General features: G+C 73.2%; 20 protein-coding genes. 4 read left to right on the top strand and 16 right to left on the bottom strand.

Going from position 1 to position 21,443, the window contains the following annotated elements:
- Positions 1-133: 133 nt before the first annotated feature.
- Positions 134-760: a phosphoribosylanthranilate isomerase gene (locus DEI92_RS02940; RefSeq protein WP_111009656.1), complete on the bottom strand. Its 627-nt coding sequence runs from the start codon at positions 758-760 to the stop codon at positions 134-136.
- 147 nt (positions 761-907) lie between these two features.
- Positions 908-1,975, bottom strand: coding sequence for a serine/threonine-protein kinase (locus tag DEI92_RS02935; RefSeq protein ID WP_111012259.1), 1,068 nt, complete (start codon positions 1,973-1,975; stop codon positions 908-910).
- Between the two features lie 176 nt (positions 1,976-2,151).
- Between DEI92_RS02935 and DEI92_RS02930 the strand changes: the two genes are divergently transcribed.
- Positions 2,152-2,352, top strand: a complete 201-nt coding sequence (locus DEI92_RS02930; RefSeq protein WP_111009884.1) for a DUF2945 domain-containing protein — start codon at positions 2,152-2,154, stop codon at positions 2,350-2,352.
- Between the two features lie 153 nt (positions 2,353-2,505).
- Here DEI92_RS02930 and DEI92_RS02925 read toward each other — a convergent pair whose 3' ends face one another.
- The 14 genes from DEI92_RS02925 to DEI92_RS02860 form a co-directional block, all read right to left on the bottom strand.
- Positions 2,506-3,171 (bottom strand): DedA family protein, encoded by a 666-nt coding sequence (locus tag DEI92_RS02925; RefSeq protein ID WP_111012258.1) that lies wholly within the window; start codon positions 3,169-3,171, stop codon positions 2,506-2,508.
- 217 nt (positions 3,172-3,388) lie between these two features.
- On the bottom strand, positions 3,389-3,952 hold the full coding sequence (locus DEI92_RS02920; RefSeq protein WP_111009659.1) for a DUF2231 domain-containing protein: 564 nt from the start codon (positions 3,950-3,952) through the stop codon (positions 3,389-3,391).
- Between the two features lie 148 nt (positions 3,953-4,100).
- A complete protein-coding gene (locus tag DEI92_RS02915; RefSeq protein ID WP_111012257.1) occupies positions 4,101-5,294 on the bottom strand; it encodes an ABC transporter permease in 1,194 nt (397 codons plus the stop codon).
- A complete protein-coding gene (locus tag DEI92_RS02910) occupies positions 5,291-6,109 on the bottom strand; it encodes an ABC transporter ATP-binding protein (RefSeq protein WP_111012256.1) in 819 nt (272 codons plus the stop codon). Before DEI92_RS02910 ends, DEI92_RS02915 begins: the two co-directional genes overlap by 4 nt.
- Complete coding sequence (locus DEI92_RS02905) at positions 6,106-7,197, bottom strand: peptidoglycan-binding protein (protein WP_111009662.1); 1,092 nt, start codon at positions 7,195-7,197, stop codon at positions 6,106-6,108. Before DEI92_RS02905 ends, DEI92_RS02910 begins: the two co-directional genes overlap by 4 nt.
- A 44-nt stretch (positions 7,198-7,241) precedes the next feature.
- Positions 7,242-7,790: a hypothetical protein gene (locus DEI92_RS02900; protein ID WP_146249086.1), complete on the bottom strand. Its 549-nt coding sequence runs from the start codon at positions 7,788-7,790 to the stop codon at positions 7,242-7,244.
- Between the two features lie 68 nt (positions 7,791-7,858).
- The gene (locus DEI92_RS02895) at positions 7,859-8,392 is read right to left on the bottom strand and encodes a hypothetical protein (protein WP_146249085.1); all 534 of its coding nucleotides are present in this window, start codon (positions 8,390-8,392) and stop codon (positions 7,859-7,861) included.
- A 47-nt stretch (positions 8,393-8,439) separates the two neighbouring features.
- Complete coding sequence (locus tag DEI92_RS02890) at positions 8,440-9,648, bottom strand: HAMP domain-containing sensor histidine kinase (protein ID WP_111012253.1); 1,209 nt, start codon at positions 9,646-9,648, stop codon at positions 8,440-8,442.
- A 50-nt stretch (positions 9,649-9,698) separates the two neighbouring features.
- Complete coding sequence (locus tag DEI92_RS02885) at positions 9,699-10,352, bottom strand: response regulator transcription factor (protein ID WP_111009666.1); 654 nt, start codon at positions 10,350-10,352, stop codon at positions 9,699-9,701.
- Positions 10,353-10,534: 182 nt separating this feature from the next.
- Entirely contained in the window at positions 10,535-12,703 is a 2,169-nt protein-coding gene (locus tag DEI92_RS02880; RefSeq protein WP_111009667.1) for an ATP-dependent Clp protease ATP-binding subunit, read from the bottom strand.
- A gap of 73 nt (positions 12,704-12,776) precedes the next feature.
- A complete protein-coding gene (locus DEI92_RS02875; protein ID WP_111012418.1) occupies positions 12,777-14,270 on the bottom strand; it encodes an MFS transporter in 1,494 nt (497 codons plus the stop codon).
- Positions 14,267-15,118 (bottom strand): SDR family oxidoreductase, encoded by an 852-nt coding sequence (locus DEI92_RS02870; protein WP_111009668.1) that lies wholly within the window; start codon positions 15,116-15,118, stop codon positions 14,267-14,269. Before DEI92_RS02870 ends, DEI92_RS02875 begins: the two co-directional genes overlap by 4 nt.
- 176 nt (positions 15,119-15,294) lie before the next feature.
- Entirely contained in the window at positions 15,295-15,570 is a 276-nt protein-coding gene (tatA, locus tag DEI92_RS02865; RefSeq protein ID WP_111012417.1) for a twin-arginine translocase TatA/TatE family subunit, read from the bottom strand.
- Positions 15,571-15,717: 147 nt separating this feature from the next.
- On the bottom strand, positions 15,718-18,534 hold the full coding sequence (locus DEI92_RS02860) for a glycoside hydrolase family 2 protein (RefSeq protein ID WP_181434601.1): 2,817 nt from the start codon (positions 18,532-18,534) through the stop codon (positions 15,718-15,720).
- Positions 18,535-18,781: 247 nt separating this feature from the next.
- On the opposite strand from DEI92_RS02860, the gene DEI92_RS02855 reads away from it, so the two are divergent.
- The 3 genes from DEI92_RS02855 to DEI92_RS02845 all read left to right on the top strand — a co-directional run bounded on the left by DEI92_RS02855 (position 18,782) and on the right by DEI92_RS02845 (position 21,408).
- On the top strand, positions 18,782-19,207 hold the full coding sequence (locus tag DEI92_RS02855) for a pilus assembly protein CpaE (protein WP_111012416.1): 426 nt from the start codon (positions 18,782-18,784) through the stop codon (positions 19,205-19,207).
- Positions 19,208-19,477: 270 nt separating this feature from the next.
- Positions 19,478-20,314 carry an aldo/keto reductase gene (locus DEI92_RS02850; RefSeq protein WP_111009671.1) on the top strand — a complete coding sequence of 279 codons (837 nt, stop codon included), beginning with the start codon at positions 19,478-19,480 and terminating at the stop codon, positions 20,312-20,314.
- A gap of 152 nt (positions 20,315-20,466) precedes the next feature.
- Positions 20,467-21,408, top strand: a complete 942-nt coding sequence (locus tag DEI92_RS02845; protein WP_146249084.1) for a hypothetical protein — start codon at positions 20,467-20,469, stop codon at positions 21,406-21,408.
- Positions 21,409-21,443: the final 35 nt, after the last annotated feature.

Raw genomic sequence — 21,443 nt, 5'->3', positions numbered from 1 at the left:
CCGGCCGCGCAGGTGCGCGCGTGGACGACGAGTGCGCCCGCAGACGACGGCGCAGTTGTCGTCGGCGCGCGCCCGCTCGTCGTCCGCGCGCGCCCGCGACACCCCGGCCCGCCCCTCGCCTCCGCGCGGCGGGTCAGGCGATGCTGCGGACGGCCTCGACGAACGCCCGGATGCGCGCCGGGTCCTTGACGCCGCGCGAGGACTCGACCCCGCTCGACACGTCCACGCCGTCCGGATCCAACAGCTGCACGGCGGCGCGGACGTTCGCGGGCGTCAGTCCACCGGCGAGGATCCACGCCTCGTCGACGCGTCCGGCGATCGTGCTCGGGTCGACGAGCTTGCCGGCCCCGGGTTCCGCTGCGTCGAGCAGGAGCAGGTCGTGGTCGTACGCGGCGCGCTGCTCGGGCGTCTCGCGGAGGTAGTCCTGGGCCGCCACCGCCCGGATCGTGAAGAACCCGGCGTCGCGTGCGCGCGCGAAGTCCGAGGGGGTCTCGTCGCCGTGGAGCTGGAGCGTCGTGAGCCCCACCGCCGAGGCGACCCCGACGATCTCGTCGATCTCCTGGTCGCGGAACACCCCGACCGCGTCGATGCCCTCCGGCACCCGCTCGACGAGTTCCTTCGCCTGGTCGGCCGTGACCGTGCGGGGGCTCCCCGCCGCGAACACGAAGCCGAGCGCATCGGCTCCGGCGTCGATCGCGGCGTCCACCGTCTCGGGGGTCGACAGTCCGCAGATCTTGATCCAGAGGGCGTCGGTGGTCATGCTCCGATCCTGCCCGACCGCACCTGCGCTGTCACGGCCGCGGGTCCGTCGGCGTCGCCCCGGGCGTTTCCCGTGGCCCTCGGTGCTCGACCCGTGCCGACCCCGCCGGGCGAGAGTGCACGACGCGCCGTGCACCCTCGGCGTCGTCTAGTGCACGGCAGCGCCGAGCAGGTACGACCCGAAACAGGCCGCGACGACGCCGATGCCGGCCAGGCTGCCGACGATCGTGTTCCGGCGGCGCCACCGCCGCACCGCGTCGAACGTGCCCCGGCGGGTGTGCCGGTGTGCGGCGCGGTGCAGCCGGTGCTCGGCACGGTGCGACGAACGGGAGACCCGGGTCCGGCCGAGCGGGACCGGTCCCGTGACGCGGGACGCGCCTCCACGCAGGACGCGGGCGACGGTGACGGCGCTCGGCCGCTCCTCGGGTTCACGCGACGTCATCGCAACGAGGAGGTCACGCCACTCGCTGCCGACCGTCTCGGGGATCTCGGGGTCGTGCTGCAACCGGGCGAGGGCGGCCTCGATGACCGTGCCCGAGTACTCCTGCTTGCCGGTGAGGGCCTCGAGGAGCACCAGGCCGAGGGAGTACACGTCGGTCGCGAACGTGATGGACTCGCCCGCGACCTGCTCGGGGCTGAGGTACGCGGCGGTACCGATGATCGTGCCGTCGCCGGTCAGGCGGGAGCCGTCGACGAAGTGGGCGACGCCGAAGTCGGTGAGCTTGACGGTGCGGGCGAACCCGGCGGACCCCTCGTCGTTGATGAGGATGTTCGCCGGCTTGACGTCCCGGTGCACGATGCCGCGGGCGTGCACGTACGCCAGGGCGTCGGCGAGCTGCGCCCCGAGCGAGGCGACCTCGTAGTTGTGCAGGGGTCCGTCGGCGAGGCGGCGCAGGAGCGTCGGGTCGGAGATGAGCTCCATGACGATGAACCGGTGGGGCCCGTCGACGAGTTCGTGGGTCCCGGCGTCGTACAGCGGGATGAGTCCGGGGTGGCTCAACATGCTCAGCAGCCGGATCTCGCGCTCCTGGCGGACCCGGTCCGCGTGCGTCATCGACTGGGGCGTCGCGAACAGCTTGATGGCGACGTCGCGGTAGGTGTGCTCGTCACGGGCGCGGTACACGGTCCCCATGCCGCCGGTGCCGATCACCTCCGTCAGCCGGTATCGCCCGGCGAGGACGGTGTCGGCCGTCACCGTGCTGGAGACCAGACTCATTCGGGTTCGTCGATCCTCTCGGGGCGCCGGGGGTGCGCAGCGCGTCGCTGGGTGGGCGACGCACCTTCCACGCTACGCGTGCACCTCCGGCGCGCATGCCGTGTTATCCACTTGTGACCGGTGGATGTACCGCGAGCGCTGCACGTCCTCGCAGGTCGCCGGGTACGGTCCAGCGCATGGCGATCCACGAGGGCGACGAGGTGCACTGGAACACCTCGCAGGGCGAGACGACCGGCACCGCGCGCGAGAAGAAGACGAAGGACTTCACGTTCGACGGGCAGGACTTCAAGCCCACCGACGACGACCCGTACTGGATCGTCGAGTCGGCCAAGTCCGGCAAGAAGGCCGCGCACAAGGAGTCGGCGCTCCGGTCCTGAGGGCAGTTCCCCGGCCGTACCGGTGATCCCGGCGGCACCTGCGCGCGTCGACGACAACTGCGCGTGCTCGCGCGAGCGCAGTTGTCGTCCGCGCGCGCACGACCCGCGCACGACGAGCGCGCACGACGAGCCGCGCAGTCGGGCTCGAGGGGCTCAGCCCCGCTGCCGGCGCTCCCGCCCCCGACGCCGGACGCGCCGCACGACGAACACGGCGACGACGGCCACGAGCGCGGCGTACACACCGCGGTCGATCCACGCGGACCAGCCCTCGAGCAGCTCCCACCGCGAGCCGAGCGCCGCGCCCGCGAGGACGAGCGCCGTGTTCCACACGACGCTGCCGAGCACGGTGCACACCGAGAACGTCACGAGGTGCATCCGCCCGGCGCCGGCCGGCAGCGAGACGAGGCTCCGCACGCCGGGCACGAGCCGCCCGAGGAACACCGCCGCCGCTCCGTGCCGGTCGAACCAGTGCGCGGCGCGACGCAGGTCGTCCTCGTCGACGAGCGGCAACCGCGCGGCCCACCCGATCGAGCGCTCGAGGCCGACCCGGGCCCCGAGCGCGTAGAGGGCGAGCGCCCCGAGCCACGAGCCGATGGTCGCCGCGACGAGGACGAGCGCCAGGTCCATCGCTCCCGCGCCGGCGAGGAACCCGGCGAGGGGCAGGATGACCTCGCTCGGGATCGGCGGGAACACGGTCTCCGCGAACAGCAGGAGTCCGACGCCCCACTCGCCCAGGCGGTCGACCACCTCGAGCACGAACCCCGTGAGGCCGCCGACCCCGCTCGGACCGTCGGTGCGGGCGGTGGCGGTCATCGTCATGCCCGCACGGTACCGACGGCGCCTGGACACGCGGTGCCGTGTGGCCGGACACCCCCTCGGAGTGGGAACGGGAGGCGGCGCCCAGTCGGACGCCCGCCTCCCGCCGATGCCACCCCGGCATCTCCACCCCGGCGCCACCCCTGACGCCGGAGACCCCCGGACACTACCGCGTCCGGCCGTGTGCGACCAGTCCCGCCGGTGGCACCCTGCAGCGGTCTCAGGCGCCGACGGGAGGACGCTCGAACGGCACCTCGCCGTGGTCGCTCACGCCCGCGCGCTGGCGGTAGGACAGGTGCCCACCGAGGTAGCCGCCGCCGGACACGACCACGAGTCCGAGCATGCCGAGGACCTTGCCGCGCAGGTGGTTCCCGCGCTTCCGCTGCCACCACGACAGCCCGTAGAGCGTCATCGCGGTGCCGTTCACCACGGCGTGCACGTACCCCGTGCGCTGCTGCTCGCGGTCGAGCTCCGACCAGTCGGTGAGCCCGGCCGTGGTCGCGACGCCGGCCGACACCACGCCGACGCCGACGAGCGTTCGGGACGACCGGTGCGTTCCCGGCAGCAGGTCGAGCAGGGCCGAGGACAGCCACGCGCCGAGGGGTACCTGGACCATGAGCGGGTGCAGCGGGTGCCCGAACGGCACGCCGTGCAGCAGCTGCTTCAGGGCGTCGGGCTGGACGAGGGCCTTGACGGCCTTCACGTCGACGTCGATGAGCTTGTCGAGCACGCTCGCGTGCTCGATCGCGCTGGTCAGACTCTGCAGTGCACGGATCTCCCGCATGACGCTCCCTCGGATCGGCTGTCCCAGACCGTAGTCGGCGGACGGGAGGCCCGCTCGGGTCGGTCCCGGACCTCCCGGCCGGTACGCAGGAAGCTGGGAACGGGAGGCGCGGCGACCGTCCGGTGCCGCGCCTCCCGCCCGTCCCGGGTCATGCGGCCGCGAGCGCCGACGTCGGCGGGATCCGTGCCGCCCGCGCGGCTGGGTAGATGCCCGAGACGCCACCGATGAGGACGGTCGCCCCGACCCCGCCCAGGACGGCCCACGCCGGGATCGCGACCGGCCACCCCTGGGCGAGCGCGAACCCGACGGTCACGGCGACCCCGATCGTGACGCCGGCCACGCCGCCGAGGAGCGACAGGAGCAGCGACTCGACGAGGAACTGGTCGCGGATGTCCCGTCGGCGTGCCCCGAGCGACCGGCGGACCCCGACCTCGGCTCGGCGCTCGAGCACCGTGATGACCATGGTGTTCGCCACGCCGATGCCGCCGACGAGCAGCGCGACACCGCCGATACCGACGAGCAGGCCGGTGAACGAGTCCTGCGACGCGTTCTGCGCGGCGAGCGCGTCGGAGGGCCGGGTCACGGCGACGTCCTTCGGGTGGAGGGGACTGATCGACCGGGGCAACCGTTCGCGGGCCTCGGCGACCGCGTCCGGGTCCACCCGCGTGAGGATCTGCGTCGGATGCCCGTCGAACCCCATCCCTGCGGCCGTGGAGCGCGGGATGAACACCTGCGTGTCGAGCTGCGGCGCGAGGGCGAGTGGCTCGAGGATCCCGACGACCGCCAGCCGATGTCCGTCCGTCCAGATCGCGGTGTCGTCCGTGACCCGGTCGATCCCCAGGCGCTTCGCCGCTTCCGCGCCCAGGACCGCCTGCTCCGGCGCGGATGCGTCGTCCGCGCCGACGAGCCAGTGCCCCGCGGCGAACCGACCGGCGAGCACGCGCGGGACGTCGCCGAACGCGGCCACGAGGCCGATGCCCTTCGACTCGAGCGCGGGGACCCGGGCGCTCCGGTAGACCCGTCCGTCCTCGACGCGTCCGACACCGGCGGCGTCGAGGACGTCGGACTGTCGGACGGCCGTCGACACCCCGTCGACGGGGAGCGGTTCCGGCTCGCCGAAGCCGGTGGCCTGCTGTGCCGCGAGCACGTTCGTCCCGAGCGCGTCGAGCAGGGCGTCGAGCTTCGCCTTGCTCGAGCTCGAGATGCCGACCACCGCGACCATCGCGGCGATGCCGATCGCGATGCCGAGCGCCGAGAGGACGACCCGGGTGGGACGCGTCCGCAGCCCGAACAGTCCGAGCCGCACCAGGTCGCCGGCGTGGACGTGGCTGGTCGCGGTCATGCCCGCGCCTCCGTCCCCGTGCCCGCTGCCCGGATCGCGTCGGCGAGCGTCGTGGCGTCGATGCGCCCACCGCGTCCGTCGTGCCCGTCGCCTCCGCCGTGGGTCTCGTCGGCGATCCGGCCGTCGCGCATGCGCACCTGCCGGGGCAACGAGGCCGCGAGCTCGAGGTCGTGGGTGATCACGAGCACCGTGGTGCCCCCCGCGTTGAGCTCACGGAGCAGGTCGAGCACCGCTGCGCCCGACGCGGTGTCGAGCGCGCCCGTCGGCTCGTCGGCGAGGAGCACGGTGGGGTCGCCCACGATGGCCCGGGCGATCGCGACGCGCTGCTTCTCGCCGCCGGAGAGTTCGTGCGGACGGTGGTCGAGCCGGTGCCCGAGCCCGACCCTGCGGAGCGCCTCCGCGGCCCGTTCGGTGCGCTCGCGGCGGCCGGTGCCCGTGTAGAGCAGGCCGTCGGCGACGTTCTCGACGGCGGTGGCGCCCTGCGCCAGGTGGAAGTGCTGGAACACGAACCCGATGTGGTCCGCGCGGAGCCGCGACACCGCGTCGTCGGACATCGAGCCGACGTCGTGCCCGGCGATGACGACCCGGCCCTCGGTCGGCAGGTCGAGGGTGCCGATGATGTTGAGCATCGTCGACTTGCCGGAGCCACTCGGCCCGACGACCGCGACGAGTTCGCCCGCCGACACCCGCAGGTCGATCCCGCGCAGGGCCTCGACCTCGCCGTACCGCTTCGTGACGCCCTCGAGGACCAGGACGCGGCCCTCCGGGTCGTCTGGCGCCGTCGTCCGCCGGGGGACGGTCGCGACCGCGGTCATGACGGCACCACCACCCGGTCGCCCTCGTGGACCCCGCCGCTGACCTCGACGCGCCCGTCGGCCGCGAACCCGACCTCGACCGGTACCCGCTCGGTCTCGCCCGACGCCCGGACACGATCCACGGCGTACCCGTCGCCGCGCGCGGCCAGCAGTGCCCCGACCGGGACCGAGAGCACCCCCTTCCGCGTCTCGCCCTCCACCTGGACGTCCACGCCAGCCGCCTCGGCCACGCCCGACGGGACCGCGGCACGGAGGTCGATCTCGACGACCAGGCCGCCGTCGTCCGACGACGGGTCCGCGCCCACCGAGCGCACCGTGCCGTCGACGTGCTCGGTCGATCCGGAGAAGCCGACCGAGACGGTGGACCCGACCGGGAACGAGCCGGCCGCGAGTTCGTCGATCGGGACCGTCACCGTGCGGGTGGTGCTCGTGTACCCGTAGAGCGGTCCACTCGCCGGGGAACCGACCGTGGCCTTCGGCTCGGCGACGCGGACGTCCCCGTCCACGAAGGCGATGTCGTCCGCCGTGAGCCGTCCGGTCACCGCGAACCCGCGGTCCCGCTGCCACTGACGCACCGCCGCGGCCGTCCGAGTGCCGAAGCGGTCGTCCTGCGCGACGTCGTACCCGAGGGCAGCGAGGTTCCGGTTGAGCTGCGCCACGTCGGTCCCGCGCAGGCCCCGTTCGAGCGGACGCCACAGTGGGACCGCGCCGTGCATCGCCCGGACCGGCCGTTCGTCGCGCCAGTACAGCGCCTCGTCCCGGTGCACGACCTGTCCGTAGTCGGGCAGGCCGGTCAGGGTGCCGCTCCCGGACCCGAGCAGGTCCTTCGGCGTCCCGTGGCCGAGCGTGCCCGCGAACGTGCGGCGTTCCGTGAGGTCGCCCCGGACGACGGGTGCCGTGGGGCGTCCGTCCGCGGTGCGCTTCGGGGCTCCGCCCCCGGAGGACGGGGTCGCGCTCGCGGACGCGGCCTTGCCGGGCGCGGCGACCGCGCGATCGTCCTCGGGCACGACGGTCGTCACCGCGACCGTGGCGCTCGCGACCACCACCACGACCGCGGCGCCGACGGTGACCGCCGTCCCGCGGCGCACCCGCGTGGGCCGCGTGGGTCGTCGCGCCGGCCGTACGCGGCGGCTCACTTCGCGATCTCCGCGCCGTGGACCTGCTTCCAGCACGTCTCCTCGGCCGCGAGGAACGCGCTCGAGGGCGGGTCACCGGGGTCGTAGTCCACCTGGCCGTGCACGGGGTCGGGGTAATCGGTGATCCCGTGCTCGCGCATGCACCGGGACACCTCGGGATCGGCGTCCACCGCCTCCGCGGGCTCGGCACCACCGGCGCGTTCCTCCGCGCACGACACGAGTGCACGCTGGTAGGCGTCGGGGTCGACGCCTTCCGGTACCGCTGCACGTTCGCCCCCCTGCGTCGGGTCGCTGTCCTCCATCGGGATCCCCCGGTCCCGCATGCACGCCGAGAACGCGTTCGCGTCCGTGCTCGGTGCCGACGAGCGGGTGCGGCCCGCCTCGTCCCGCCCGCTCTCAGCCGCGCAGCCGGTCGCGCCGGTCACGCTGAGCAGGGCGAGGACGACGGCGAGCGTCACCCGGACCCCGTGGGTCGGTACCGACCCGCCGAGTCCGGAGCGCCGTCCGTCATCGCGGAGCGACCTCGTGGTCGTGGTCATGGTCATGGTGGTCCTCCTGTGCGTCGTGGTCGCCGCCTCCCGGCGACCGGGTTCGGTGAACGGCGTCTCCCGGGTCATCCGGTCGTCCCCCAGTCGGCGAGGTACCGATCGCTGCACTCCTCGTCGGCCTGCGTGACGGTCGGTGAGTCGCGCAGCGGTTCCTCGGCGTACTTGCCGTAGTCGAGCCCCGATTCCGGCTCCGGCTCCGGGAAGTCGTCGAGGCCGTGCTCCCGCATGCACGCCGAGAAGTCGCGGAGCTCCTGGTCCCAGATGGCCTTCTGCTCGTCGGAGGCCCTGGGCGCGTCGTCCCCCCGGCAGCTCGCGGACGCACGCTGGAACGCGTCACCGTCCACCCCGGACGGAGCACGGACGACTCCGGAGGACCACTCCGCCTCGGACGGGTCCTCGATGTCGAACCCCGCGTCCCGCATGCAGGAGCCCCACGCGGAGGCGCCGACGGAGCTGGAGCCCCCGCGCGAGGACGAGGATCCGGGCGCGTCGGAGCACCCGGACAGGACGACGCTCACCGCGAGCGCCATCGTGGAGGACAGGAGGAGCGCCGCACGGGGCCTCCTCCGCGGCCGGTCGGTGTCACTGGTTCGTTCCATGCGGACAGTCCAGCGGGCGGGCCGTTTCGCGGGCGTCCGGTCGACGGTCACACGGGCGAAACACCGTGGACGCGGACCACCAGGCCGCCCGCCGACCGGGGCGTGATCGCCAGGCGCCACCCGTGCGCCCGCACGACGGCGTCGACGACCGACAACCCGATGCCGCTGTGTCGACGGCCCGGGTGTTGCTGCTCCGCGCGCGTGAACGGCTCGGTCAGGGTGCGGGCGGTCTCCGGTGACACGAGTGGCCCGCTGTTCTCGACGACGAGCCCGTCGTGGGTCACCTCGATGCGCACGAACCCGTCCGGTCGGTTGTACTCGAGCGCGTTGTCGACGAGGTTCTCGACGAGGTGCCGGACGAGCACCGGATCGCCCGCCACCCGGAGGCCGTCGCCCGGCTGGACGTGGAGGTCCAGGCCCGCGGACCGCGCACGAGTCCGGGACGCGTCCGCGGCGCCCTCGACGACGTCCGCGAGGTCGACCTCCTGGGCCCGGCCGGTGACACCCCGTTCCGCCTCCGCCAGGTCGAGCAGGCCCTCGACCAACTGTTCGTTCCGCCGGTTCGCGTCGAGGAGCTCCTGGCGGACGGCGCGGATCGTGTCGGGGTCGGCGTCGTCCTCGAGCCCGATCTGGATCGCGGCCCGTTGCAGGGCGAGCGGCGTCCGCAGCTCGTGGGAGGCCTGGGCGACGAAGCGGCGTTGCCCCTCGAACGCCTGCTCGAGCCGTCCGAACAACGCGTCGATCGTGTCCGCGAGCCGTCGGACCTCGTCGTCCGGGCCGCCGAGGTCGATGCGTTCGTGCAGGGTCGTCGCCGAGATCCGCTCCGCGGTCGCGCGGATCACACCGATCGGACGGAGCACGGCCCGGGCGACCAGCCAGCCGGCACCGGCGGCGACCAGGCCGGCCGTCCCGATGCCGACCGCCGACCACAACCACTGCTGCGACGCCACCAGCTGCCCGACACGGGCGACGCCGGCGACGGACCCGCTCGGGCCGGTGTGGCCCTCCGGAGGGGGCGCACCCGGCAGCGCCGCGCGCGCCGACGCGGTCGCCTCGGGGACGGTCCACACCGGGCTCGCGCTCGTGCCGCACCCCGCGACGTCGGCGCGGGGACACGCTCCGCCGTCGTCGAGTTCGAGCACCGTCACGATCCCGCGCTGCGTCATGAGGTTCACGAACACCAGGACCGCCGCGGCGAGCACCATCGACAGGCCGCCGAACGCCACCGCGGTGCGCGTGTGGATGCTCCACCGCATCCGCGGTCCTCGACCGGGGCGCGGCCCGTCGGCGCGCCCCGACCCGGTCGTCACAGCGCGTACCCCTTGCCCGGCACCGTCCTGATCGGATCGGGCTCACCGAGCTTGCGGCGGAGCTTCGACATCGTCACGCGCACGGCGGACGTGAACGGGTCGACGTTGACGTCCCACACCTTCTCGAGCAGCTCCTCCGCGCTCACCAACCGGCCGTCGGCCCGGAGGAGGACCTCGAGCAGCCCGAACTCCTTGGGCGTCAGGTCGAGCGGGCGTCCGTCGCGGGTGGCCATGAGCCGGTTCGTGTCGAGCACGATCCCGTCGTGCCCGAGCACCGGTGGGGCAGCGGGGGCGCTCCGACGGCCGAGTGCCCGCACCCGCGCGACGAGCTCCGGGTACTCGAAGGGCTTGGGCAGGTAGTCGTCGGCGCCGAGCTCGAGCCCGGCCACGCGGTCCGCCAGGGTCGTCGCGGCGGTCAGCATGAGCACCCGCGTGCACCCACCACGGGCGGTGCACCGACGAGCGACCTCGTCGCCGTGGAGGCCGGGCAGGTCGCGGTCCAGGACGACGACGTCGTAGTCGTTCACCGCCAGGAGTTCGTCCGCCTCGTCGCCGCGGAACACCACGTCGACGGTCATCCCCTGCCGTTCCAACCCACGGGCGATCAACTCGGCGAGGGACTGCTCGTCATCCACCACCAGCACCCGCATCCCGTGGAGGGTAGGGCCCCGGGTCCGGGATCCGCACCTTCCGCGTACACGACATGGCGCTGGCCACGCGATGTCTCACCCGCCGGATCGCCGGGAGGCACAGTGTCGGTCACCCGCACCACGGACGGGAGGCGCGGCGTGCGTCCTCCGCACCCCGCGCCTCCCGTCCGTCCCGCCCAGCGCTACTCGACGAACTCCGGCACCACGAACGGCTCGACCGTCAGCGACTCCCCGTCGTCGGCGACGTCGACGCGGACGGTGTCGCCGTCGCGGACGTCGCCCGCCAGCAGTGCCCGGGCGAGCTGGTCGTCGATCTGCCGCTGCATGAGGCGACGCAGCGGCCGCGCGCCGTACACCGGGTCGTACCCGCGCTCCGCAAGCCAGGTCCGGGCCGAGGGCGTGACCGCGAGCTCGAGCCGACGGTCCGTGAGCCGCGTCGCGAGCCGGTCGACCGAGAGCGACACGATCTGACCGAGGTCGTCGGTCGTCAGCGCCTGGAACACGACGATGTCGTCGAGGCGGTTGACGAACTCCGGCCGGAACGCCTGCTGCACCATGGCGCGGACGGACTCCTCGCGCTCCGCAGCACCGAGCGACGGGTCGGTCAGGAACTGCGACCCGAGGTTCGACGTGAGCACGAGGATCGTGTTCCGGAAGTCCACCGTGCGGCCCTGACCATCGGTCAGCCGGCCGTCGTCGAGCACCTGGAGCAGGACGTCGAAGACCTCGGCGTGCGCCTTCTCGACCTCGTCGAGCAGGATCACGGAGTACGGGCGGCGACGGACGGCCTCGGTGAGCTGGCCGCCGGCCTCGTACCCGACGTACCCGGGCGGGGCGCCGATGAGTCGCGCGACCGAGTGCTTCTCGCCGTACTCGCTCATGTCGATGCGGACGAGGGCCTTCTCGTCGTCGAACAGGAAGTCGGCGAGCGCCTTCGCGAGCTCCGTCTTGCCGACGCCGGTCGGGCCGAGGAACAGGAACGACCCGGTCGGGCGGTCGGGGTCGGAGATGCCCGCCCGGGAACGCCGGACGGCCTCGGACACGGCCGTGACGGCCTCGCGCTGACCGATGATCCGCTTGCCGAGTTCGGTCTCGAGGTGCAGGAGCTTCTCGGTCTCGCCCTGGAGCAGCCGCCCCATGGGGATGCCGGTCCACGCGGCGATGACGGCGGCGATGTCCTCGTCGGTGACGCGGTCGTTCACCATCTGCGGACCGGCCGGCTCGTTGCGCTCGGCCTCCGCGAGTTCCCGCTCGATCACCGGGATCTCGCCGTAGAGCAGCCGGGAGGCCCGCTCCAGGTTGCCTTCGCGCTGGGCGCGCTCGGCCTGCATGCGGAGGTCGTCGAGCCGGGTCTTCAGTTCACCGACGCGGTTCAGGGAGGCCCGCTCGAGCTCCCAGCGCTGCTGCAGTTCTGTCAGGCGCTCCTGCCGCTCAACGAGGTCGGCGCGGAGCTTCTCGAGGCGGTCCTTCGAGGCGTCGTCCTTCTCCTTCTTGAGCGCGAACTCCTCGAGCATGAGGCGGTCGACGCTCCGCTTCAGCTCGTCGATCTCGACGGGGCTCGAGTCGATCTCCATCCGGAGGCGCGACGCGGCCTCGTCGATGAGGTCGATGGCCTTGTCGGGCAGCTGCCGACCGGTGATGTAGCGGTCGCTCAGGGCCGCGGCGGCGACGAGGGCGGAGTCGGCGATCGTGACCTTGTGGTGCGCCTCGTAGCGCTCCTTGAGCCCGCGGAGGATCGCGACGGTGTCCTCGACGCTCGGCTCCCCGACGTACACCTGCTGGAACCGGCGTTCGAGCGCGGCGTCCTTCTCGATGTACTCGCGGTACTCGTCGAGCGTGGTCGCCCCGATCAGGCGGAGCTCACCGCGGGCGAGCATCGGCTTGAGCATGTTCGCGGCGGCGACGGAGCCCTCGCCCCCGCCGGCGCCCATGAGCGTGTGGAGTTCGTCGATGAACGTGATGACCTGTCCGTCGGAGTCGTCGATCTCCTTGAGGACGGCCTTGAGGCGCTCCTCGAACTCGCCGCGGTACTTGGCCCCGGCGACGAGCGCGGCGAGGTCGAGCGAGACGAGCCGCTTGTCCTTGAGGCTGTCGGCGACGTCACCGGCGACGATGCGCTGCGCGAGCCCCTCGACGACGGCGGTCTTGCCGACGCCGGGCTCGCCGATGAGCACGGGGTTGTTCTTGGTCCGGCGCGTGAGCACCTGCGAGATCCGGCGGATCTCCGAGTCGCGTCCGATCACCGGGTCGAGCTTGCCGCTCCGCGCGATCGCCGTGAGGTCGACGCCGTACTGCTCGAGTGCGGTCTTCTGCTGCTCTTGCGACGCGGGAGCGCCCTGCAGGTTGGCCATGGGGGCGTCCTTTCCTGTGGTCCTGATGTCCTGGTGCGGTGGTTCCGGCACCTTGAGTCCTGTTGACTCAAGTTTACTCCGACGGCACCGCGTCCGCCAGCGTCGGGCGATCGCGGCGCGGGTTCCTGATGCCGATCGCCGACACGGTGCCGCCCGCCACGAGCAACGCGGCCATGACGACGACCGCGCGGTGGAAGCCGGCCACGCTCATGCCGTCGGCGCCGAGCACGACCCCCGCCAGGGCCACGAGCACCAGGCTCGCGATCCGGGCGACCGCGTTGTTCACGGCCGAGCCGACACCCGCCCGCGTCTCCGCGACGGACCCGAGCACGGCGCTCGTCAACGGCGCCACCATGAGGGTCAACCCGACACCCATGAGGAGCATGCCCGGGAACACGGTCGCGAAGTACCGCGGGCGGTCCCCGGCGCCGAGCATGACCAGGACGCCGAGCCCCGCGAGCACCGGACCACCCGCCATGAACCACCGGGGCCCCGTGCGGCCGGACCACCGCCCGACGGTCGTGGACAGCCCGAGCAGCACGAGCGTCGGCGGCAGGGTCGCGACGCCCGCGAGCCAGGCGGAGAGCCCCCAGACCTCCTGCAGGAACAGCGTCACCGTGAACCCGGACAGGCCGAGCGCGCCGTACACCGCGAGCGTCGTGAGGTTCCCGACCGTGAACGACCGGGCTCGGAACAGGTCGAGGGGCAGCAGCGGGTCCGGGACCCGGCGCTCCCACGGCACGAACACGGCGAGCGCCCCCACCCCGACGGCGAGTGCGACGACCACGAGCGGCGACGCCCATCCGAGGCGTTCCTGCTCGATGAGACCGAGGACGAGCGCCCCCACCCCGAGCACGGCGAGGCCTGCACCCACGACGTCGATCGCGGGCCGGTCCGTCGCGCGCACGTCCCCGGTGACCCGACGGACGAGCGGGATCGTCACCGCGATCGGCGCCGCCGTGAGGACGAACACCCAGCGCCAGCCGATCGAGTCCACCACGACCCCACCGATCACGGGCCCGGCGATGACCGACGCGCTCGACCACGCCGTCCACGTGCCGATCGCCCGGGCCCGTGCCGCACCCCGGTACGCGGCGATGACGAGCGCGAGCGAACTCGGCGTCACGAGCGCGCCCCCGACGCCCTGCACGGCCCTCGCGCCCACGAGCACGCCGCCCGTCGGGGCGATCGCACACGCGACCGACGCGAGCCCGAACAGGACGAGTCCCCAGGTGACGACCCGGACCCGCCCGACGAGGTCGGACACCGAGCCCGCGACCAGGATGAGCGCCCCGAGGGTCACGAGGTAGGCGTCGACCGTCCACTGCTGCACGACGATCCCGCCGCCGAGCTCCCGGCCGATCGACGGCAGGGCGACGTTCACGACGCTGCTGTCGAGGCCGACGACGAACGTGGCGAGGACGGCGACCACGAGCACGACGCGACGGTCGCGGTGGAGGGGTGCCGGGCCTCCCGGCCGATCGGCGTCGACGCTGCCGGACGCGCCGGACGCGCCGGACGCGCCGGATCCGTCGGAGGCGCCGGATCCGTCGGCCCCGTCGGTCATCCGGCGGCCGGCTCGCCGGCGTGCGTCCCGCCCTGCGCAGCGAGCGACACCGGCTCCCACTCCACCCAGGTCCGCAGGCGGTCGGCGTAGAGCGTCTTGACGAGGTGCGTCGGCTGCTCCCCGAACAGCACCCGCAGGGGCTTGTCGTCGGCGTCGACGATGCGGAGCAGCGCCGCCCCGGTCGCCGTGGGGTCACCCCGGCCGGCACTCGCGGCGGCCCGCCCCGCGAGGACCTGCTCACGGAGCCCGTCGTACGCCGGCAGGGGCGCGGAGTGCCGGGCGCTCGACCCGGCCCAGTCCGTCGAGAACCCGCCGGGCTCGACGAGCGTCACGTCGACGCCGAAGCCGCGCACCTCCTGGGCGAGGGCCTCGGTCAGCCCCTCGAGCGCCCACTTCGACGCGTGGTACGCCCCGATCATCGGGAACGCCGCGATGCCGCCGATCGTCGAGATCTGCACGATGTGACCGGAGCCCTGCGCCCGCAGGATCGGGAGCACCGCCTGCGTCACGTGCAGCACCCCGAACAGGTTCGTGTCGAGCTGGTCCTGGAGCTCGGCGTCGGTGAGCTCCTCGACGAACCCGAAGTGGCCGTACCCGGCGTTGTTGACCACCACGTCGAGGCGTCCGAATCGTTCGTGCGCGCGGCGGACCGCGTCGTCGACCTGCGCGCGGTCGGTGACGTCGAGCGTCAGCGGCAGGACCGCGTCGCCGTAGGCGGCCACCACGTCGTCGAGCGTCGCCGCGTCGCGCGCCGTCGCCGCGACCCGGTCACCGCGCCCCAGGGCGGCGAGGGCGAACTCACGGCCGAGTCCGCGGGACGTGCCCGTGATGAACCACACCTTGCCCATGGGGGCCTCCTCTCGGCGCCCACGCGTCGGGCACCGCCACCGACGCTATCCCCGGGAACGACGAGACCGCCGCGCCTCACAGAGGCTGCGGCGGTCTCGGTCCCGGGGCTGGGAGTCCTCCGGCGGTGCCGGCGGGGCATGCAGCTGGGCGCGCGCGGCGACCCGGACGCGGTGTCTCAGACGCGGTGGTCCGACTGCGGCTGGACCGACGGGGCCGGGTTGAGGACCGGCTCCTGCTGCACGGTCGGCTGCACGGTGCCGGCCTGCGGCGCCGCCGTCGTGGTCGTGGTCGTCGTGGTCGGAGCGTCGTGGTTGGTCTCCATCTCCTTCTTGAAGATGGTGATCGACTGCCCCAGACCCTTGGCGAGGGCCGGCAGCTTCGTCGCACCGAACAGCAGCACGATGATGCCGAGGATGATGATCAGGTGGATGCCGGTGAGGCCCTGGAACATGATGTCCACTCCTTGTCTGGAACTCGTCGGGAGCGCATCGCCGTCGAAGCGACCCCGGGGAGTCCGTGATGCTCCATGCTAACGCCGCCTCGCCCGGAAGCCCAGTGGCACCGGGATGCTCTCAGGACAGGCTCGGTGCCGCCCGGGCTAGCGGGTACTGGCGGCCGCGGCCTCGTCCGCGAGCACCCGGTCGAGCGTGAGCAGCACGGGCGCCCGCACGAGCTCGGCGCTCCGGTCGGCCCGGACGCCGTCGAGCCGGAAGGGCACGCGCTCCCCCGGCAACAGCGTCATGAACCCCCGGTCGACGCGGCCCGTCGGACTCACCCGGTCGGGCTGGACGAGCAGGTCGCGGACGAGCCCCTGCGCCTCGACCGTGAGCACCGACCCCGACGCGGCGTCCTCGACCCACACGCGGTACTCGGCCGGCCGCCAGTGCATCTCCTGGTCCGGCAGGGGCGTCCACACCGCCCGGCGCCAGTCCATGTCCGCCACGATGAGCTCCTCAGCGGGGTCGTCGACGACACCGACGTGGTCGGGCACCGCGAGCCGCAGCACGCCCGGTCCGGCGAGCTCGACCGGCAGGACGACCTCTTGCAGGATCCGTCCGGTCAGGTCGATCCGTCGCACCCGCACCGTGGTCGTCAGTCCCCGCCGGGAGGACCGGATCGCGATCTCGACGGGCACGCGGCGGTCCGCCTCCCGGTCGCGTCGTCGACCGCGCACGGTCCCGGGGTCGAGGACCGCGGTGTCCGCGAGGTCCCCGAGGGCCTCCTCGTCGCTGCCGGCCGTCGGACGGCCCGGCTCGGTGGCGGGGTCAGCCGCCCCGGGGACGGGGAGGGACAGGGTCGCGGGGTGCGCGCCTCCCGGGTCGGCGGCACGGTCCCGTCCGTCGAGGGGCCGGTCCCGCTCCCCCGCCGCGGGTGGCTCGATCGGCACGATCGCCAGGAGCACGTCGTCGTACAGGCGGCGCAGCTCGTGGAACAGGGGCTTCGGACGTCCGGCGCCGTCGACGGCCGACCACGACGCGACCGGCCACAGGTCGTTGAGCTGCCACACCACGACGCCCGTGTTGTGCGGCCAGTGGGTGCGCCAATGCTCCACACCCGTCGCGATCGCCCGGGTCTGCTGCAGCTGCGTCAGGTAGTGCCAGCGGTCGAACACGTCGTCGGTGTCGCCCTGCGGCACGGGGAACCGCGGCGCGAGGCCACGGGCGAGCTTGCCCATGCCGTCCTCGGCCTTCTGGTGGTGCACCACGCCGGGCGACGTCGGGGTCATCGGCTCGTCGTCGACGGCCTCCCGGATCGTCCGCCACTGCGGGGGTGCCTGCCAGCCGAACTCGCTGACGAACCGCGGCACGCTGTCCCGGTAGTGCTCGTCGCCGATCTGGTTCCAGACCTGCCACGAGTGGTGGGTCTCGTGGTCGACGTCGTTCGCGTACACGCGCTCGTCGCCGGACCAGGGGCTCGCCGCCGTGTAGAAGCGCGACGGGTCCACCGCGTCGACGATGGTCGGCAGCAGGTCCAGGTAGTAGTCGAGGCCCCACGGTCGGTCACCGAGCTCCGCCGCCCAGCCCATGTCGTCGTGGAGCCAGATGTTCTCGTTGTTGCCGTTCCAGACGACCAGGCTCGGGTGCCGGCTCAGGCGCGCCACGTTGTCCCGGGCCTCGGCGATGACCTCGGAGCGCATGGGCTCGCCCTCCGGGTACGCCGAGCAGGCGAACAGGAAGTCCTGCCACACGAGCAGGCCCCGGGCGTCGCACTCCTCGTAGAAGTCCCGCGACTCGTACACGCCGCCGCCCCACACCCGCACGAGGTTCGCGTTGCACGCCGTCGCCTGGGCGAGCCGCGCGGCGTACCGGGCGCGGTCGACCCGGGACACGATGACGTCGTCGGGGATCCAGTTCACCCCGCGCACGTCGATCGGCACGCCGTTCACCACGATCGTGAACGGGCGGCCGGTGGCGTCGGGCTCGGTGTCGACCCGGAGGGACCGGAAGCCCGTCCGGAACACGTCGCGGTCGAGGACCTCGCCGTCGGTGGTCTGCACCTGCACCTCGACGTCGTACAGCGCCTGCTCGCCGTACCCCCGGGGCCACCAGAGCCGCGCGTCGGGGATCCGGACCGTCACGACGGCCTCGTCCTCCTTCGGCGTCACCGTCACCCGCGACCGCTGCTTCGTGTCGTGCCCGGACACCGTGACGACGAGCACGAGGTCGTCGTCCTCACCGTCGTGGTCACGGTCCGCCGTCGTCGCACCGGCTGGCGTCGGACCGGAGCGTTCGATCGCGATGTGCGCGTCGAGGACGCCCTCGCCCGCCTCGACGTCGACGAGTGGACGGACGTCGCGCAGCCGGGCGGTCGACCAGCGCTCGATCGCGATCGGGCGCCAGGGTCCGCTCGTCACGCACGTCAGGCCCCAGTCCCAGCCGAAGTTCGACGCCATCTTCCGCACGTACGCGAACGGCTCGTCGTAGGGGCCGGGCATGCTGCCGAACCGGTCCGCCATGCGCTCGGTCTCGCGGTAGGGCGACTCGAACAGGATCTCGAGCTCGCGGTCCGTGCGTTCGTTCGTGCCCCCGGTCCGGTCCCGCAGGTCGAACCGGTAGCGCCGGTGCATGTTCCGTGTCGACCCGATCGACACGCCGTCGAGGGACAGCGACGCCACGGTGTCGAGACCGTCCGCGACGAGGTCGACCCGGTCGTGTCCGCGCGGGTCGACGTCGATCCGCCGCCGGTACGCCCAGTCGGCCTGGCCGACCCAGCGCACGAGCTCCTCGTCGCGGTTGCGCGTCGGGTCGGGCACGAGGCCCACACGCTCCAGGTCCGTGTGGATCTGCCCCGGCACCGTCGCCGGGATCGCCGTGCCGCGGACCCCCGCAGGGAGGCCCGTGGGCACCCCGCTCGCGGCGTCCTCCGCGAGCATGGCGGTCCAGTCGGTTCGCAGTTCCTCGCGTTCGAGGGTCATCTGGGTCCTTCTCTCGGCCCCGCGCTGCGGTGCCGGCGGTCGGGACACGGTGCGGCATCGGCCGCGTCGGGCCCCCACCGCTCCGGTCGTCGTCACCTTGCGGCGCGGTCCCCGGACCTCCCGGGGACGCCGCCTTGAGCTGCGACGGAATGTTAGTCCCTGCGTCCACGACACTCCGTCAGACTCCGTGTACCGGCGGTCGGCGGCACCCGAGTCCGGATCCACCACCGCGTGGCATGGTGGAGCCATGATCAGCGTCGACCTGGCCCGGACCCTGCGCGAGGCGGGACTCCGGTGGCACCCCGAGACCGGGGACCGCTTCGTCATCGACAAGCCCGGGGTCGACGACGACGTCTACACCGTGTCCGAGATGACGATCGAGAAGCACGAGTACCCGAGCGGCACGATCCTCGGCTTCAACGGCACGACCGAGTGGGCGCTCGACTCCGTGGCGGCCGACGACGCACTCTGGATCCCGCGCGAGGACCAGCTCCGGACGCTGCTCGGGCCGGCGTTCGTGGGGCTCACGCGCATCGAGACCGCGGACCGGGGCGTCGTGCACACCGTGACCTGCCGCATCGACGACGTCGAGCGGACCTTCGCCGCGCCGGACGCCGCGACGGCCTACGGCGAGGCGCTGCGCTCCTACATCACGGCCTCGCTGGCCATCTGAGGGACCGGACCCGATCACCGGGGGGGGGAGGCGGGCCTCCCGGACCGGATCGGCCCGCGGGGCGGGTGTCGAGCCTCCCGGACCTGACCGGACCTGCCGCGGGCGGGAGGCGGGCCTCCCGGCCGGACGCGCCCGCTGGACGGGTGCCGGGCCTCCGGGCCGACCCCAGCCGGGCGTTCCCGGAGCGTCCGCTCGGAGCGGGGTGTTGACTCGACGGGTGCCGCTCGGCACGGGTGCCGCACGGCACCACCACCCAGACGAAGGAGCACCGTGACCAGCACCGTTCCCGACATCACCCTGAACGACGGCCGCACGATTCCGCAGCTCGGCTTCGGGGTGTTCCAGATCCCCGCGGAGCAGACCAAGGAGGCGGTGCTCACCGCCCTCGAGGTCGGCTACCGCCACATCGACACGGCCGAGATGTACGGCAACGAGAAGGAGGTCGGCGAGGCCGTCGCCGCATCGGGGATCCCCCGTGAGGAGATCTTCATCACCTCGAAGCTCAACAACGGGTTCCACGCTCCCGACGCCGCGCTCGAGAACGGCAAGAAGTCGGCCGAGCTGCTCGGTGGCTACATGGACCTGTTCCTCATCCACTGGCCGCTGGCGACCGTGATCGACTTCGTGCCGACGTGGAAGGCGCTCGAGGAGCTCTACCACGCGGGGACGTCCCGCTCGATCGGCGTCTCGAACTTCCAGGCGCACCACCTGCACCGTCTGCGCGACGAGACCACGGTCACCCCCGCGGTGAACCAGATCGAGGTGCACCCCTACCTCGTGCAGGACCCGCTGCGTGCGGCCGACAGCGAGCTCGGGATCGCCACCGAGGCGTGGTCCCCGATCGCGCAGGGCCTCGTGCTCGACGACCCGACGATCACCCGCATCGCCTCGGCCCTCGACAAGACGCCCGCGCAGGTCGTGCTCCGCTGGCACATCCAGCGCGGCGACATCGTGTTCCCGAAGTCGGTCACCCGATCCCGCGTCGAGGAGAACTTCGCCCTGTTCGACTTCGAGCTCTCGGGCGAGGACATGACCGACATCACGTCGCTCGACAAGGGGCAGCGGACCGGGCCGGACCCCGACACGTTCGACTACGTGCCCGCCTGAGGCCCGGCGCGCGCGGCTCCGCTCCCGCAGCTGCTCATGCAGACGACAAGTGCGCATGCGCCCGCATGCGCACTTGTCGTTCCCGTGAGCATCGCGACGAGAAGGTTGTGGAGAACGTCGGGACACGGCCGTTCGTCGGGCAGCATCTGCTGATGCTCGAGGTCCTCCGTGTCGACGCCCGCACGCCCGACGACGTCGCGCGGAGTCGGCAGCGTGCTGCGTCCGACGCCCGCGGGGCACCGGTGCGGGAGGGCCTGCTCCGGCTCGCGACGGGTGCCTACGTCCGTCGGGACGACTGGGAGGCCGCGGACCGCCGGACTCGTCACATCGCCAGGATCGCCGCCATCGCACCACTGATCCGCGAGGGACGCGTCGTCGCGCACCGTTCCGCAGCGGCGCTCCACGGCTGGCCCGTCCTGGATGGCTGGCCCTCGCAGGTCGACCTCGCCGAGCGTGGGCGTGTCCGACTCGACCGTCGGGCGCGATCCGTCGCGCTGCACCCCATGACGGCGGAGGCCCACGAGCTCCGCGAGGCGCTCGGGGCACTCGTCCCGGTGCACGACCCCGCCGTGGTCGCGGCGGACATCGCTCGCGCGGCGACGTTCCCGGAGGCCGTCGTGATGCTCGACCACGCGGTGCGATCCGGCGTCGACCGGCAGCGCGCCGAGGAACTCGCGAGTGGGGCCGGCGCTCGTGGCGCGGCCCGTGCTCGCCGGGCCTTCGCATTCGCCGACGGTCGCTCTGAATCGGTGGGCGAGTCCTTGACGCGCGTCGTGCTCCACGAGCTCGGCGCCCCGCCGCCGGTTCTGCAGCACGAGTTCCACGCCCCGGACGGAGCACTGGCGCGGGTGGACTTCTGGTTCCCGGACCAGGGCGTCGTCGTCGAGTTCGACGGTGAGGTCAAGTACCGGGACCGGGCGATGCGCGCCGGCCGCGACCTCGAGCAGGTCGTCATCGACGAGAAGTACCGGGAGGACTGGGTCCGCGCCGTGCCGGAGGTCCACTCCTTCGTCCGGGTCCGCTGGGCGCAGCTCTTCCGGCGGGCAGCGTTGGCCGCGGTGTTCCGTCGGGCCGGACTTCCCCTCGCCGCATGAGGCCGGTGTGCGCGCGGACGACAACGGGACATGCG

The organism is Curtobacterium sp. MCBD17_034, assembly GCF_003234515.1.
Taxonomy (GTDB): Bacteria; Actinomycetota; Actinomycetes; order Actinomycetales; family Microbacteriaceae; genus Curtobacterium.
Note: the sequence above shows the minus strand (reverse complement) of the source record. Positions and strands in the feature narration are given on the sequence as shown.